We start from the raw sequence: 13,044 nt of genomic DNA, 5'->3' as shown, positions 1-13,044 counted from the left end.
CTTCGACGCGGTCAGGAAAGGTCCTGCGCTTCCCTGACGCTGCGAAATTCCTTCGCTTCCGGGTCGAGCACGAACAGCGAGCCTTCGGCGACGCCGAAATAGGCGCCGTGCAATTCCATCTCGCCGCGCTCGACGCGGCTGCGCACGAACGGAAACGTCATCAGGTTTTCGAGCGAGCGAAACACCGCGGCTTTCTCGATCCGCGTGGTGAAATCCTGCCGGGTCTCGCGTTCGCGCTGGCTGACCTTTTCGCCCGGCTTGATGAACATCGCCATCCAGCGGCCGATGAAATCGCCCGGCGACAGCGGATCGATATCGTCGATGAAGGCGCGGATGCCGCCGCATTGCGCGTGGCCGAGCACCACGATGTGCTTTATGCGCAGCACCTGCACCGCGTATTCCAGCGCCGCGGAGACGCCATGGGCGCCGCCGTCCGGCTGGAAAACCGGCACCAGGTTGGCGACGTTGCGGACCACGAAGAGTTCACCCGGGCCGGCGTCGAAAATCACTTCCGGCGAGACGCGGGAATCGCAGCAGCCGATCACCATCGCGGCGGGCGACTGGCCGCGTTCGGAAAGTTCCCGGTAGCGCGACTGTTCGGTCGGCAGCCGCTGCGAAGTGAAGGCCCGGTAGCCGTCGAGCAGACGTTGCGGGAATGAAGCCATGGTATCCTGTCCGTATCGGGCCATGCCTAACCATAGACCGGTGACGGGAACAAGGCTTTCGGACCCCGGTTTGAAATGTTAGGGCGTGGGGTTCGAAGCCTCCAGAGGAACCAGCCCATGATCCGTCCGCGCCGCAGCCTGTTGTTCATGCCGGGGTCGAACGCGCGGGCGCTGGAAAAGGCACGCAGCCTGCCCGCTGACGGCATCATTCTCGACCTCGAGGATTCGGTGGCGCCGGACGCCAAGGCGATGGCGCGCGACCAGATCGCCAAGGCCATTGCGGCCGGCGGGTTCGGCAAACGCGAGGTGCTGATCCGCGTCAACAGCCTCGATACGCCCTGGTGGGTCGACGACGTCACCATGGCCGGCAGGGCGCGGCCCGACGGCATCCTGGTTCCCAAGATTTCGACCGTGGCCGATCTCAGCGCCATTGCGAACCGCCTGAGCGACATCAATGCCGACATGTCGATCCGGGTCTGGGCCATGATCGAAACCGCGCGCGCCGTGCTCGATGCGGACAAGCTGGCGGCGGCATCCAGGGATTCAGAAACCCGGCTCGCCGGCTTCGTGTTCGGGCCCAATGATATCTCGCGGGAGACGCGGATCCGCATGCAGCCGGGCCGCGCGGCGATGATCCCGATGATCACGCACTGCATCCTGGCGACGCGCGCGCACGGGCTGGAAATTCTCGACGGCCCCTACAGCGACATCAGCAATATCGACGGCTTTGCGACCGAATGCGCGCAGGGGCGCGATCTCGGCTTCGACGGCAAGACGCTGATCCATCCGAGCCATATCGAGGCCTGCAACGTCATCTTCACGCCGCCGGCGGAAGAGGTGGCTGAAGCGCGCAAGATCATCGCGGCGTTCGAGAAGCCGGAAAACGCCTCCCGCGGGGCGATTCAGCTCGACGGGCGGATGGTGGAGCGGCTGCATGCCGATATGGCCCGACGGACGATTGCGATCGCTGACGCGATCGCGGCGATGGCGCATTAGAGCAAAGTTGCATCGGATTGGGCCGCGACAACGGACCAACTCGCGCCCCGGACGCAACCGGCCTGAGCGCCGCGAGGCCGGCCCCATTCTACTTTGCATGGGGTTGTTTTCGATATTTTCAAATTGGGGTCCGTCCCTTCTCCCCTTGTGGGAGAAGGTGGATCGCTGACGCGAAGCGGCAGCGAGATGGATGAGGGGCCTGTCTCCGCGGAGAGAACCCCTCATCCGCCTCCGCTTCGCTACGGCACCTTCTCCCACAAGGGGAGAAGGGAAGGCGAGCTGCGGCTACGAGCCAAATTTCCCCGCCGCCCACGCATAAAGGCTCCCCGGAATCGGCTTTTCGCCGCCGCGGCCTTTCGGCGAGATGTGCAGCCCGACGATCTCGGGATCGGCGAGCAGGCCGGAAAAGTCCGCCGGCTCGAAGAACAGTTTCGGCTCGGCGTGAACCGCATAGAAGGATTGCTTCGGCAGTGCGTGCTGCAATCCACCCGTACGGCGCGCGAGCGCGGTGATCGCGGCCGGGCCGTAGATGGCTACGCGGATGTCCGAGAGGCGGCTCGATCGATGTCGCAGCTGGCGCAGCATGAAGGTGAGGCGGTGACGCAGCGCCAGCCAGTCCGGCGTCAGATCCTCCTGCTCCATCAGATCCTGGAACGCCCGCACGATCGGATCATTCGCAGGCAGGTACAAGACCGAGTTGCCGAGCTGGCGCCGGCGCTCCCACGCGAAGTAAGGTTTTGCCGGATCGATCTCGATCGGCTTCAGCAACAGCACGTCGGCGTCGAGCCACAGGCCGGCGCGTTCGGCCATCAGCCGCATCCGGAAGAAATCGCTGAACTGCAAAATGGTCCAGTCGCGCCAGCTTCCGTCCGGCTCGGGCGGGCGTAGCCGTTCGGAAAAGGAGTGCGGCAGGATCGCCTCGGCCTCGGCATTGCCGACACCATCGGGCAGGCCCGGCAATGGATCGAAACTGTAGACGGTGACCTTGTGGCCAGCGGCGACCTGCGACCGCAGGCAGGTCAGCCGTAGTCCATCGAGCCGGCCGTGCCAGAAAGTGACGACGTCAGGCCGCATCCGCGTCGCCTCCGCTTAACGAAAGAGCCCCGATGTGATCGGGGCTCTCGTAACACAATCAGGTAGCACGATCAGGCCCAGGCGCGCTCTTTCTTCAGCTTCGCCTCGTAATCGTCGATCGACGACTTCTTTTCCATGGTCAGGCCGATATCGTCGAGGCCATTCATCAGGCAGTGCTTGCGGAACGGGTCGATCTCGAACTTCACCTTGCCGCCGTCGGGACCGCGGATCTCCTGGTTGGCGAGATCGATGGTCAGCGTCGCGTTGGCGCCGCGCTCGGCGTCGTCGAACAGCTTGTCGAGGTCGTCCTGGGTGACGCGGATCGGCAAAATGCCGTTCTTGAAGCAGTTGTTGTAGAAGATGTCGCCGAACGAGGTCGAGATCACGCAGCGGATGCCGAAATCCAGCAGCGCCCAGGGCGCGTGCTCGCGGCTCGAACCGCAGCCGAAATTGTCGCCGGCGACCAGCACCTTGGCGGTGCGATAGGCCGGCTGGTTGAGGACGAAGTCCGGGTTCTCGCTGCCGTCATCCATGTAGCGCTGCTCGGAGAAGAGTCCCTTGCCAAGGCCGGTGCGCTTGATGGTCTTCAAATACTGCTTCGGGATGATCATGTCGGTGTCGACATTGATGATCTTCAGGGGGGCAGCTACGCCTTCCAGTGTGGTGAACTTTTCCATCGATCGCACTTCCCGGTTGAAATTATGGGACAGGGCCAGTGATTTACCGCGAATATGGCCCCGGCAAAAGGCCCAAATACGCAATCCTAGCCCGCATCAGCCTCGATCGCCTCCATATCGGCGTCCGATAGCCCAAAATGGTGCCCGATCTCGTGGATCAGGACATGGCGGACGATGTGGCCCAGCGATTCCTCATGCTCGGCCCAGTAATCGAGGATCGGCCGCCGGTAGAGCCAGACCATGTTGGGCAGGCGGGCGATGTCCTGATTGCTCTGCTGCGGCAGGCCCACGCCCTGGAATAGCCCGAGCAGGTCGAATTCGCTTTGAGCCTCCATCTCGTCCAGGACTTCGTCGGTCGGAAAATCGTCGACACGGATGATCACGCCCTCGCAAAGCGTTCGAAATCCCTTCGGCAGGCGCTCGAACACCTCATGCGCCATGGCTTCCATTTCGGCGAGCGAGGGGGCTTTTGCTTCGGTCCACATCAGGACGTATTTAGCGTGTGTTGTACCCGTGCGCATCCTGGTTTTGCGAGTTGACCTCGGCGCGCCAATCGGGGACCGTACGGGGGATATCAGGCGTGGGTGGACGTAAGATGAAGCAGATTGTGACGGTTGCAATTTGGGCTGCTTTTGCCGGAATGTTGCTGCCCGGTACGATGGCGCAGGCGCAGACGGTATCGCTGGAGCTGCGGGTCGCGGCAGCGCCGAAGCCGGCCGTCACGGATCTGTCCGCGCAGCGGCGGCGGCCGTTGCGGCGAGTGCCGATCTATCGCCAGGAGGAATGGGTGCCTGACGTCTACCCGCGCTACAACCCCGGTCCCAACGCCGTGCGCGACTGCACCGCGCATTACGTGCAGGAGTACCGGCCGAGCGGCACGGTGATCACCCCGCGCATGAACTGCTACTGGCGTCCGGGCTAGCTTGCGCGTTGGCGCCTGAGCACCGCGACGATCAATCCGGCGCCGACGATGATCGCCGACATGCCATAGACGAGAACGGCCATCACCGTCTGGGTGAGGGGGCTTGCGGTTCCAATGCCGCCGCCGGGTCCTTGCGACGCCAGCGCGGCACTGCTCCACGCTGCGGCAGCGATTGAGGTCACCGCCGGCGCTGCCCGCGATATTGCAGTGCGCGTGCGAAATGATGTCATGGAAATCTCCATACAGAAGGCGCTGTCGAAGATACGGCGGCAGTCTACGCCGGGTTCGGGGCGCGGGAAAATTTTAAAACCGCGTCGCGTGCTGTTTGCGTTCATCTTCGTGGCGCATTCATTCACGGCCCATTCAAGTCGCTGGCTTCAGCTTGCGTGCAGCGTTGCGGCGAGCGATTCGGCGCAGACGTGCCACCCGACCCAAGGAGAGCATTCATGCAGTTCACGAAAGTTCTTGTCACGAAGGTTTTTGGGCTCGCCGCCGTTGGCGCGTTGCTCGTGCTCGCAGCTCCAGCCGAGCGCGCCAATGCGCTGTCGCTCAGCAATCCCGGCGCCGCCGCGGCGGTTCAGGAGGATGCCCGGCTGGCGACAACGGAAGTGCATTGGCGACATCATCACCATCATCGGTGGCACCGCTGGCACCATCATCATCGCCACCACCATCACCGTCACTGGCGCCGCTGGTAAGTGCGGCAACTCGGTGCGGATATCGCACAGGCCCGTTCATTGCGGGCCTGTTTCGATTTGAAGGGGTGCCTTGAAACTGGCGAGATTGCCGCCCGTTATCTCTGTCATCTGGATCAACGAGAGGAGTCCGTCATGAGGAGCTTGATCGGGGCAGCGTTTGTCGCAGGCGCGCTCGCAGTCGGCGGGCAGGCCGCGATCAGCCCGGTCGCCGCGGCGCCACAGGCGAAGGCGCAGAGCGCCGGCGCATCCGATGCCACCGATTTCAGCGCGCATCGTTATGTCAGGCGCCATTATGGTCACTACGGCTATTCTCGTCCGTACTACGGTTCCTACTACTACAACCGGCCAGTCTACTATCGGCCGTATCCCTATTACGCGCCGGCGCCGTTCACCTTCGGCATCGGGTTTGGTCCGGCCTGGTGGTGAGCGTGCACAACTTCGCTCAGCCGCAAATCTCTTTTGCGCTTTCTCTTGTGTCTTCTCCTGCGCGTTCATCTTTGCGGTCGATGCATTCATGGCGCGTTCACGAGCCTGTCTCTAACGTCATGTCGGGAGCGACCGCAAAGAAACGCGACGGGGATCGGCCGCAGAGCGGTTGAGGGCGCGCCGTCGCCGGTTAGGGAGATTCATCCATGGCGATATCCGATCCCGGACGCGGCCTTGTCCGCCGTCTGGGCGTAACGGCTGCGGCCCTGCTTGCGTTCGCAGCCGCATCACAACAGCGCGCCGAAGCGCTCTCGCTTGCGAGTCCCGGCACAGCGCCTTCAGCAAAATTTGCAACCGACGATTTGACGACCGAAGTCCGGCATGGCGGTCATGGCGGCGGCGGTGGTGGTTTCCGCGGTGGTGGAGGCGGCGGTTTTCGCGGAGGCGGCGGTGGTGGTTTCCATGGCGGTGGCTTCCGCGGTGGCGGGTTTCATGGCGGTGGATTCAGAGGCGGCGGCATGGCAATCCACCGGGGCGGCTTCCGTGCCGCGCCCGTCTTCCGGGGCGGCGGCTATCGCTACGGGTATCGCCACGTCTATCACCGGCCGCACTTCTACCACCGTCATCACTTCCATCGGCGGTTCTACGCGTCGCGCTATTACAGCTACCCGTATTACTATGGCTACCGGCACCGCTACTGCCGCGTGATCTGGACCTATTACGGGCCGCGCAAGATCTGCCGCTATCGTCCGTGGTATCGTCACCACTGGCGCGTTCGCCACTACGGATATCGCTATTGGTGAGCGACGAAATGAAACAGGCGCCCGATCGGGCGCCTGTTTTCTTCAATGCAACGAACGCTGCCGGTTCAAACCCAATCCTTGCCGCGCCACGGCTTGATTCGCCACGGCGTCAGCGTCTCCATCCGCCACTGTTCCCAGTGATCCGGCGGCCAATGGCTGAGGCGCGAGGTTTCCTTGGTGGCGATGGGCAGAAGGTCAACGATACGCGGCGTCGTGCGGCGTCGCACCTGCTTCGTCGCCTCGCTGATCATATCGACAAATTCAGGCTTGTCCGCCACGGCAGGCTCCCTCGCGAAGGGTCTTCGCAAGGGTCCACTCTGCACCCGGTGCCTTAAGGAGACGTTTCAGGAACGCCTCGCTATCTAGGCAAAGGAGGGTTAACGCCACTCCCGGATATCGACAAAGTGCCCGGCGATGGCCGCGGCCGCCGCCATGGCCGGCGACACCAGGTGGGTGCGGCCCTTGAAGCCCTGACGGCCCTCGAAATTGCGGTTCGAGGTCGAGGCGCAGCGCTCTTCAGGGGACAGCTTGTCGGGGTTCATGGCCAGGCACATCGAGCAGCCCGGCTCGCGCCATTCGAAGCCGGCCTTGATGAAGATCTTGTCGAGGCCTTCGGCTTCCGCCTGTTCCTTCACGATGCCCGAGCCCGGCACCACCATCGCGTTGACGTGACCGTTGACGGTCTTGCCTTCGGCGACCTTGGCGGCCGCGCGCAGATCCTCGATACGGCCGTTGGTGCAGGAGCCGATGAAGACGCGGTCGAGCTTGATGTCCGTGATTTTGGTGCCTGCGGTCAGGCCCATATATTTCAGTGCGCGGTGTTTTGAGAGCCGCTTGGCCTCATCGGCGATCTTGTCGGGATCGGGCACGAAGCCCGAGATCGAGACGACGTCCTCGGGCGAGGTGCCCCAGGTCACGATCGGTGGCAGCTTGGCGGCGTCCAGCCGGATCTCGTGGTCGAAATGCGCGCCTTCGTCCGAGCGCAGCTTTTCCCAGTAGCGCATCGCGGCGTCCCAGTCGGCGCCCTTCGGCGACTTCGGGCGGCCCTTCAAAAACTCGAACGCCTTTTCGTCCGGCGCGATCAGGCCGGCGCGGGCGCCGCCTTCGATCGACATGTTGCAGACCGTCATGCGGCCTTCCATCGTCAGCGCGCGGATCGCGTCGCCGGCATATTCCAGCACATAGCCGGTGCCGCCGGCGGTGCCGATCTCGCCGATGATCGCCAGGATGATGTCCTTGCCGGTGACGCCGTCGGGCAATTTGCCGTCGACCACCGCGCGCATGTTTTTTGCTTTTTTCTGGATCAGCGTCTGCGTCGCCAGCACATGTTCGACTTCCGACGTGCCGATGCCGTGCGCCAGCGCGCCGAACGCGCCATGGGTCGAGGTGTGGCTGTCACCGCAGACGATGGTGGTGCCGGGCAGCGTAAAGCCCTGCTCGGGGCCGATCACGTGCACGATGCCCTGGCGCTTGTCGAACTCATTGTAGTATTCGATGCCGAACTCCTTGGCGTTCTCCGCCATCACGCGCATCTGCTCGATGCTCTCGGGATCAGGATTGGGCTTTGAGCGGTCGGTGGTCGGGATGTTGTGATCGACGACGGCCAGCGTCTTCTCCGGCGCGTGAACCTTGCGCCCTGTGGCGCGCAGGCCTTCGAACGCCTGCGGCGAGGTCACCTCGTGCACCAGATGGCGGTCGATATAGAGCAGGCAGGTGCCGTCATCGGCTTCGTGCACCAGATGGTCGTTCCAGATCTTGTCGTACAGCGTGGTCGGTTTGGACATGAGCGTCAGCTCCAAAAGAAAATTCTGTGTGGGCGGTCAGGCGCGGTTACGCGCGAGCAACGAACGTCGGCGCAGCATCAAGCTGCGCGCGTAAGCTCTGACGTCGCCGACGTCGCGAACCGTCCGAAGAACCGGCCGGGCAGCCGCGAGCGATCGTCGATCACGACGCGCTGGCAGGGCTGGCTTGCTTGATCCGGAACCATTCTAAATTTCTAACACAGGGCCCATACCTGCCACAATCAATCGATTGGGCAGGGGCATTGTCCAGATAGGTATGGCTCAACAAAAAAGCGCGGGGATGAGCCCGCGCTTTTGGTCACATCCGGAGAAGGATGGAATTTACTCGCCGACGGCGGTCGCGCGGTCCTGCTTCTCGACGATGCGGGCCGACTTGCCGCGCAACTGGCGCAGATAATACAGCTTGGCGCGACGCACCTTGCCGCGGCGCACCACCTTGATCGAGTCGATCATCGGCGACATCACGGGGAATACGCGCTCCACGCCTTCGCCGTAGGAAATCTTGCGGACGGTAAAGCTCTCGTTGAGCCCGCCGCCGGAACGGCCGATGCAGACGCCTTCATAGGCCTGCACGCGGGTGCGCTCGCCTTCGACCACCTTGACGTTGACGATCACGGTGTCACCGGGCCCGAATTCCGGGATCGACTTGGTCGCCGACAGTTTTTCGAATTGCTCTTTTTCGAGCTGTTGAATGAGGTTCATTGAAATCTCCATCGGCGGCGCGCCCGGCAGCGGGCTGCGCGACGTCCATCTATCCTGTAGCGCGTATTCCGCAAAAGTGGATACCGGTTTTGCGAATAGAATACGCGCACTTATAACTAGTTAGCGCATTTTCGGACGGCAAACCGGAATCCACTTTGCCTGAAAATGCGCGTGCGCGGATTTGGCGCTCGTATAAGGCATCGGGCCACGCTTGTCACCCGTCTGTCGTGCTTTTTGTGGCTTTTTGGCCGGACCTATTGGCCCACAAATCCGGCCGCCGCGCCCGGGTCAGGGCCTCGGCTTCGGCCTTTCGCCACGCCGCCACCTTGGCATGGTCGCCGGAGATCAGGATTTCCGGGATACCGCGGCCCTCGAACTCCTGCGGGCGAGTGAATTGGGGGTATTCCAGTAGTCCTTCGGAGAAGCTTTCGTCCTCGCCCGAGGCCTGTTTGCCCATCACGCCCGGCAAAAGCCGCACGCAGGCGTCGATCAGCGCCATCGCGGCGATCTCGCCACCCGACAGCACATAATCCCCGATCGAGACCTCCTCGAGGTGCCGTGCCTCGATCACCCGCTGATCGACCCCCTCGAACCGGCCGCAGACGACCAGGGGGCCGGGCCCGGCGGCGAGTTCCCTAATCTGCGACTGGGTCAATGGCCGACCCCGCGGGCTCATCAGGAGGCGCGGACGGCTTTGATCGATATCCGCGGCATCGATCGCCGCCGCCAGCACGTCGGCCCGCAGCACCATGCCCGGACCACCGCCGGCCGGAGTGTCATCGACGCTGCGATGGCGATCGGTGGCGGAATCCCTGATGTCGCGCGCTTCCAGTGACCACAGGCCTGATGTCAGCGCTTTACCCGCCAGGCTGACGCCGAGCGGCCCGGGAAACATCTCGGGAAAAAGCGTGAGAACCGTGGCGCGCCAGGTCATATCAAACCCATCACGTGAGCGTCGGGGCGTCGTCGCCTTCGATTTCCTGCGGCAGCTCGATCACCACGCGGCCGCCGGTGAGATCGACGGTCGGCACCACCGCATTGGTGAACGGCAGCAGCATGGTCGGCCCTTGCGGCGGCGCGATCTCGATGATGTCGCCGGCGCCGAAATTATGAATCGCGGTGACGCGGCCGAGCGGCTCGTTCAAGGCATTGACCGCCGCAAGTCCGATCAGGTCCGCATGATAATATTCGTCGTCGTCGGTCTCGGGCAGCTTTTCGCGCGCGATATAGAGCTCGATGCCGTTGAGCCGTTCGGCGTCCTCGCGGGTGGCGATACCCTTCAGCGTCGCCACCAGATGATCCCTGGCCTCGCGGACATGCGTCACCTCGAACTGGCGCGCGCCGTCCCTGGTCATCAGCGGACCGTAATGTTTTACGGCCAGCGGATCTTCGGTGAACGTCCACAGTTTCACCGCGCCGCGCACGCCATGCGCGGCGCCGATTCGGGCGACGCAAATCGGTGCTGCCACCGTCGTGCGCCGCTATGTCTTAGGCCTTCGCGGCGGCTTCGGCGCGCGCCTTGCGCTCCTTGCGCGGCACGGCCTTTTCCGGATTGCTGCGGGCAGGACGCTTGACGATGCCAGCGGCATCCAGGAAGCGCGTCACGCGGTCCGACGGCTGCGCGCCCTTGGCGAGCCAGGACTTCACCTTGTCCATGTCGAGCTTCAGACGCGACTCATTGTCCTTCGGCAGCAGCGGGTTGAAATGGCCGAGACGCTCGATGAAGCGGCCATCGCGGGGAAAACGCGAGTCGGCGACGACGACGTGATAGACCGGGCGCTTCTTGGTGCCTGCGCGAGCGAGGCGGATAACGACTGACATTTGGTTCTCCTGTTGAATGCGAAACTCAATGATGTGAACGATGTGAATTGGCGTCATTGCGAGAGGGCCCTGCCTCGCCCGTCATGCCCCGCGAAGGCGGGGCATCCAGTAATCGCAGGCATTAGCGATTGAACTGAGGGAGCGCGGCGTACTGGATCGTCCGCCTTCGCGGACGATGACGGCGCGTGTTGGCGAGAGGTCATTTCTTCTTCCCCGGGAAGCCGCCAAGGCCGGGCAAGGTCGGCTTGCCGCTGAGTCCCGTGAGGCCTGGTACATTCGGCAGTCCCTGACGAAGGCCAACGGGAAGATCCTTGGGCAACTGGGGCAGGCCGCCTCCGGCGCCGCCCTGCATCTTCTCCGCCATCGCCTTCATCTCTTCGGCCGAAGGCGGCTTCATGCCGCCGCCAAAGCCCATCGCCTGTGCGATGCCGGCCATCGGGCCGCGCTTGCCCGAGCCCATGGCCTTCATCATGTCGGCCATGTTCCGGTGCATCTTGAGCAGCTTGTTGACTTCCTGGACCTCCAGGCCGGCGCCGGCGGCGATGCGCTTCTTGCGGCTGGCCTTGAGGATGTCGGGATTCTTGCGCTCCTGCCGTGTCATCGAATCGATTACCGCGACCTGGCGCTTGATGATCTTGTCGTCGATCCCGGCCGCCGCGATCTGGTTCTTCATCTTGGCAACGCCGGGCATCATGCCCATCAGCCCGCTGATGCCGCCCATGTTCGCCATCTGCAGCAACTGCTCGCGCATATCCGTGAGGTCGAACTGACCCTTGCGCATCCGCTCGGCGGTGCGCGCGGCTTTTTCGGCGTCGATATTTGCGGCTGCCCGCTCGACCAGCGACACCACGTCGCCCATGCCGAGAATGCGGCCGGCGATGCGGCTCGGATGGAAATCTTCCAGCGCATCGGTCTTTTCGCCGGTACCGATCAGCTTGATCGGCTTGCCGGTCACCGCGCGCATCGACAGCGCGGCGCCGCCGCGGCCGTCGCCGTCCACCCGCGTCAGCACGATGCCGGTGAGGCCGACGCGCTGGTCGAAGGCGCGCGCGAGATTGACCGCGTCCTGGCCGGTCAAGGAATCCGCGACCAGCAGCACTTCATGCGGATTGGCCGTGGCTTTGATCTCGGCCGCCTCGCTCATCATTTCTTCGTCGAGCGTGGTGCGGCCGGCGGTGTCGAGTAGCACCACGTCGTAGCCGCCGAGCTTGCCGGCTTCCAGCGCGCGTTTTGCAATCTGCGCCGGCTTCTGTCCCGCCACGATCGGCAGCGTCGGGATATCTAGGTCGCGCCCCAGCACGGCCAATTGCTCCATCGCCGCCGGGCGGTAGATGTCGAGCGAGGCCATCAGCACCTTGCGCTTGTCGCGCTGGGTCATGCGGCGGGCGAGTTTTGCGGTGGTGGTGGTTTTGCCGGAGCCTTGCAGACCGACCATCATGATCGGCACCGGCGGCACCGCATTGATGTCGATGGTCTGGCCGTCGGAACCGAGCGTGGCGACCAACTCGTCATGGACGATCTTGACCACCATCTGACCGGGCGTGACCGACTTGACGACGGTGGCGCCGACCGCCTGCTCGCGAACGCGATCAGTGAAATCTCTGACGACCTCGAGCGCAACGTCGGCCTCGAGCAGCGCGCGGCGCACCTCGCGCATCGCGGCGTCGACATCCTTTTCGGTCAGCGCGCCGCGCCCCGTCAGACGATCGAGTATCCCGCCAAGCCGCTCCGACAGATTGTCGAACAATGCCGTTGTCCTCTGTCCTGCCCAATGCAGGCTCGCTGCTTCGATCCGTCCACTGCTGTCATCACCCGCGAAGGCGGGTGATCCAGTATTCCAGAGCAGCTCGTTTCAACCGAGAAGCTGCGGCGTACTGGATACCCCGCCTTCGCGGGGTATGACGGCCAGTTATATGCCCGGCGCAGAACGCCAGGACGATATTCCAAACACTTTCGCGCCCGAGGGCGCATCGCGCTGTCGGGCGTTGGCCTCCAGCCTCATGGGCCGGGCGGCGGGTCGAAAAGAACGTCTTTCCGAGAAAGTGCGCGGGTTAAACGCCCGGAAGGGGCGAAAGTCAAGGAAACTTGTCGGTGGCGGCACTTTCGTGAGCTTTGGCAGGCGGTTAACCGCTGCACGAAAATTCACCGTTAGGCCCAGGGCGGATTGGCGAATATGGTATAAGGACACCATGAGATTTATTCCGTGGTATCTGACGCGCGGGGATGTGCTGGGCGCCTTGTTCGTTCTGGCGGTGCTCGGCCTTCTGATCTTCACCCACATTCGATTCCCCGGCTTCGCGGCCGCACCAGGCTTTGGCCCGGATTGGGACTGCAAGAGCGCCCCGCAGGGCGACCCTGTCTGCGTGAAGAAGATCGCGCGATAATCGAAAGCGGAAATTCCAATTCAGGCTTCATGTTGCGGCTGCCGACGCCATATAGGCTGCATGCCTCCCGCCCT

The 13,044-nt window shown here is 63.5% G+C and carries 18 protein-coding genes; 5 read left to right on the top strand and 13 right to left on the bottom strand.

The window, feature by feature from the left end:
* Positions 1-11: 11 nt before the first annotated feature.
* Positions 12-665 carry a carbonic anhydrase gene (locus V1283_RS36945; RefSeq protein ID WP_334391517.1) on the bottom strand — a complete coding sequence of 218 codons (654 nt, stop codon included), beginning with the start codon at positions 663-665 and terminating at the stop codon, positions 12-14.
* 117 nt (positions 666-782) lie between these two features.
* Here V1283_RS36945 and V1283_RS36940 point away from each other — a divergent pair, with 117 nt between their 5' ends.
* A complete protein-coding gene (locus V1283_RS36940; protein ID WP_334391516.1) occupies positions 783-1,661 on the top strand; it encodes an HpcH/HpaI aldolase/citrate lyase family protein in 879 nt (292 codons plus the stop codon).
* Positions 1,662-1,946: 285 nt separating this feature from the next.
* On the opposite strand, the gene V1283_RS36935 is transcribed toward V1283_RS36940, so the two are convergent.
* From V1283_RS36935 to V1283_RS36925, 3 genes are all read right to left on the bottom strand, one after another.
* The gene (locus V1283_RS36935) at positions 1,947-2,735 is read right to left on the bottom strand and encodes a hypothetical protein (RefSeq protein WP_334391515.1); all 789 of its coding nucleotides are present in this window, start codon (positions 2,733-2,735) and stop codon (positions 1,947-1,949) included.
* 71 nt (positions 2,736-2,806) lie between these two features.
* Positions 2,807-3,412: a 3-isopropylmalate dehydratase small subunit gene (gene leuD, locus V1283_RS36930; protein WP_334391514.1), complete on the bottom strand. Its 606-nt coding sequence runs from the start codon at positions 3,410-3,412 to the stop codon at positions 2,807-2,809.
* 86 nt (positions 3,413-3,498) lie between these two features.
* Positions 3,499-3,897, bottom strand: a complete 399-nt coding sequence (locus tag V1283_RS36925; protein WP_334393311.1) for a metallopeptidase family protein — start codon at positions 3,895-3,897, stop codon at positions 3,499-3,501.
* Between the two features lie 110 nt (positions 3,898-4,007).
* On the opposite strand from V1283_RS36925, the gene V1283_RS36920 reads away from it, so the two are divergent.
* Positions 4,008-4,334, top strand: coding sequence for a hypothetical protein (locus V1283_RS36920; RefSeq protein ID WP_442895912.1), 327 nt, complete (start codon positions 4,008-4,010; stop codon positions 4,332-4,334).
* Here V1283_RS36920 and V1283_RS36915 read toward each other — a convergent pair.
* Complete coding sequence (locus V1283_RS36915; protein ID WP_334391513.1) at positions 4,331-4,564, bottom strand: hypothetical protein; 234 nt, start codon at positions 4,562-4,564, stop codon at positions 4,331-4,333. The two genes, V1283_RS36920 and V1283_RS36915, sit on opposite strands and share 4 nt — an antisense overlap.
* Positions 4,565-4,711: 147 nt before the next feature.
* Complete coding sequence (locus tag V1283_RS36910; protein WP_334391512.1) at positions 4,712-5,017, bottom strand: hypothetical protein; 306 nt, start codon at positions 5,015-5,017, stop codon at positions 4,712-4,714.
* 147 nt (positions 5,018-5,164) lie between these two features.
* Between V1283_RS36910 and V1283_RS36905 the strand changes: the two genes are divergently transcribed.
* Entirely contained in the window at positions 5,165-5,458 is a 294-nt protein-coding gene (locus V1283_RS36905; RefSeq protein ID WP_334391511.1) for a hypothetical protein, read from the top strand.
* A gap of 206 nt (positions 5,459-5,664) precedes the next feature.
* A complete protein-coding gene (locus tag V1283_RS36900; protein ID WP_334391510.1) occupies positions 5,665-6,261 on the top strand; it encodes a hypothetical protein in 597 nt (198 codons plus the stop codon).
* 65 nt (positions 6,262-6,326) lie between these two features.
* Here V1283_RS36900 and V1283_RS36895 read toward each other — a convergent pair whose 3' ends face one another.
* The 7 genes from V1283_RS36895 to ffh form a co-directional block, all read right to left on the bottom strand.
* Positions 6,327-6,539: a hypothetical protein gene (locus V1283_RS36895; RefSeq protein ID WP_334391509.1), complete on the bottom strand. Its 213-nt coding sequence runs from the start codon at positions 6,537-6,539 to the stop codon at positions 6,327-6,329.
* Between the two features lie 99 nt (positions 6,540-6,638).
* Positions 6,639-8,045 carry a 3-isopropylmalate dehydratase large subunit gene (leuC, locus tag V1283_RS36890; protein ID WP_334391508.1) on the bottom strand — a complete coding sequence of 469 codons (1,407 nt, stop codon included), beginning with the start codon at positions 8,043-8,045 and terminating at the stop codon, positions 6,639-6,641.
* A gap of 339 nt (positions 8,046-8,384) precedes the next feature.
* Entirely contained in the window at positions 8,385-8,765 is a 381-nt protein-coding gene (gene rplS / locus V1283_RS36885) for a 50S ribosomal protein L19 (protein ID WP_057852665.1), read from the bottom strand.
* A gap of 214 nt (positions 8,766-8,979) precedes the next feature.
* Positions 8,980-9,699 carry a tRNA (guanosine(37)-N1)-methyltransferase TrmD gene (gene trmD / locus V1283_RS36880; protein ID WP_334391507.1) on the bottom strand — a complete coding sequence of 240 codons (720 nt, stop codon included), beginning with the start codon at positions 9,697-9,699 and terminating at the stop codon, positions 8,980-8,982.
* 10 nt (positions 9,700-9,709) lie between these two features.
* Positions 9,710-10,234: a ribosome maturation factor RimM gene (rimM, locus tag V1283_RS36875; protein WP_334391506.1), complete on the bottom strand. Its 525-nt coding sequence runs from the start codon at positions 10,232-10,234 to the stop codon at positions 9,710-9,712.
* Between the two features lie 19 nt (positions 10,235-10,253).
* Positions 10,254-10,586: a 30S ribosomal protein S16 gene (rpsP, locus tag V1283_RS36870; protein WP_108520681.1), complete on the bottom strand. Its 333-nt coding sequence runs from the start codon at positions 10,584-10,586 to the stop codon at positions 10,254-10,256.
* Positions 10,587-10,785: 199 nt separating this feature from the next.
* Positions 10,786-12,333, bottom strand: a complete 1,548-nt coding sequence (ffh, locus tag V1283_RS36865) for a signal recognition particle protein (RefSeq protein ID WP_334391505.1) — start codon at positions 12,331-12,333, stop codon at positions 10,786-10,788.
* 442 nt (positions 12,334-12,775) lie between these two features.
* Between ffh and V1283_RS36860 the strand changes: the two genes are divergently transcribed.
* On the top strand, positions 12,776-12,970 hold the full coding sequence (locus V1283_RS36860; RefSeq protein ID WP_334391504.1) for a hypothetical protein: 195 nt from the start codon (positions 12,776-12,778) through the stop codon (positions 12,968-12,970).
* The last annotated feature ends 74 nt before the right edge of the window (positions 12,971-13,044 follow it).

It is taken from the genome of Bradyrhizobium sp. AZCC 2262 (assembly GCF_036924535.1).
Taxonomy (GTDB): Bacteria; Pseudomonadota; Alphaproteobacteria; order Rhizobiales; family Xanthobacteraceae; genus Bradyrhizobium.
This window is presented reverse-complemented; position numbering and strand designations above follow the sequence as displayed.

What these genes read in the sequence shown, in the direction of transcription:
- V1283_RS36900 (WP_334391510.1), top strand. Translation starts at nt 5,665, where the DNA reads ATGGCGATATCCGATCCCGGACGCGGCCTTGTCCGCCGTCTGGGCGTA.
- V1283_RS36915 (WP_334391513.1), bottom strand. Translation starts at nt 4,564, where the DNA reads ATGACATCATTTCGCACGCGCACTGCAATATCGCGGGCAGCGCCGGCG.
- rpsP (WP_108520681.1), bottom strand. Translation starts at nt 10,586, where the DNA reads ATGTCAGTCGTTATCCGCCTCGCTCGCGCAGGCACCAAGAAGCGCCCG.
- V1283_RS36940 (WP_334391516.1), top strand. Translation starts at nt 783, where the DNA reads ATGATCCGTCCGCGCCGCAGCCTGTTGTTCATGCCGGGGTCGAACGCG.
- V1283_RS36920 (WP_442895912.1), top strand. Translation starts at nt 4,008, where the DNA reads ATGAAGCAGATTGTGACGGTTGCAATTTGGGCTGCTTTTGCCGGAATG.
- leuD (WP_334391514.1), bottom strand. Translation starts at nt 3,412, where the DNA reads ATGGAAAAGTTCACCACACTGGAAGGCGTAGCTGCCCCCCTGAAGATC.
- trmD (WP_334391507.1), bottom strand. Translation starts at nt 9,699, where the DNA reads ATGACCTGGCGCGCCACGGTTCTCACGCTTTTTCCCGAGATGTTTCCC.
- V1283_RS36935 (WP_334391515.1), bottom strand. Translation starts at nt 2,735, where the DNA reads ATGCGGCCTGACGTCGTCACTTTCTGGCACGGCCGGCTCGATGGACTA.
- rplS (WP_057852665.1), bottom strand. Translation starts at nt 8,765, where the DNA reads ATGAACCTCATTCAACAGCTCGAAAAAGAGCAATTCGAAAAACTGTCG.
- V1283_RS36905 (WP_334391511.1), top strand. Translation starts at nt 5,165, where the DNA reads ATGAGGAGCTTGATCGGGGCAGCGTTTGTCGCAGGCGCGCTCGCAGTC.
- V1283_RS36925 (WP_334393311.1), bottom strand. Translation starts at nt 3,897, where the DNA reads ATGTGGACCGAAGCAAAAGCCCCCTCGCTCGCCGAAATGGAAGCCATG.
- V1283_RS36945 (WP_334391517.1), bottom strand. Translation starts at nt 665, where the DNA reads ATGGCTTCATTCCCGCAACGTCTGCTCGACGGCTACCGGGCCTTCACT.
- leuC (WP_334391508.1), bottom strand. Translation starts at nt 8,045, where the DNA reads ATGTCCAAACCGACCACGCTGTACGACAAGATCTGGAACGACCATCTG.
- V1283_RS36860 (WP_334391504.1), top strand. Translation starts at nt 12,776, where the DNA reads ATGAGATTTATTCCGTGGTATCTGACGCGCGGGGATGTGCTGGGCGCC.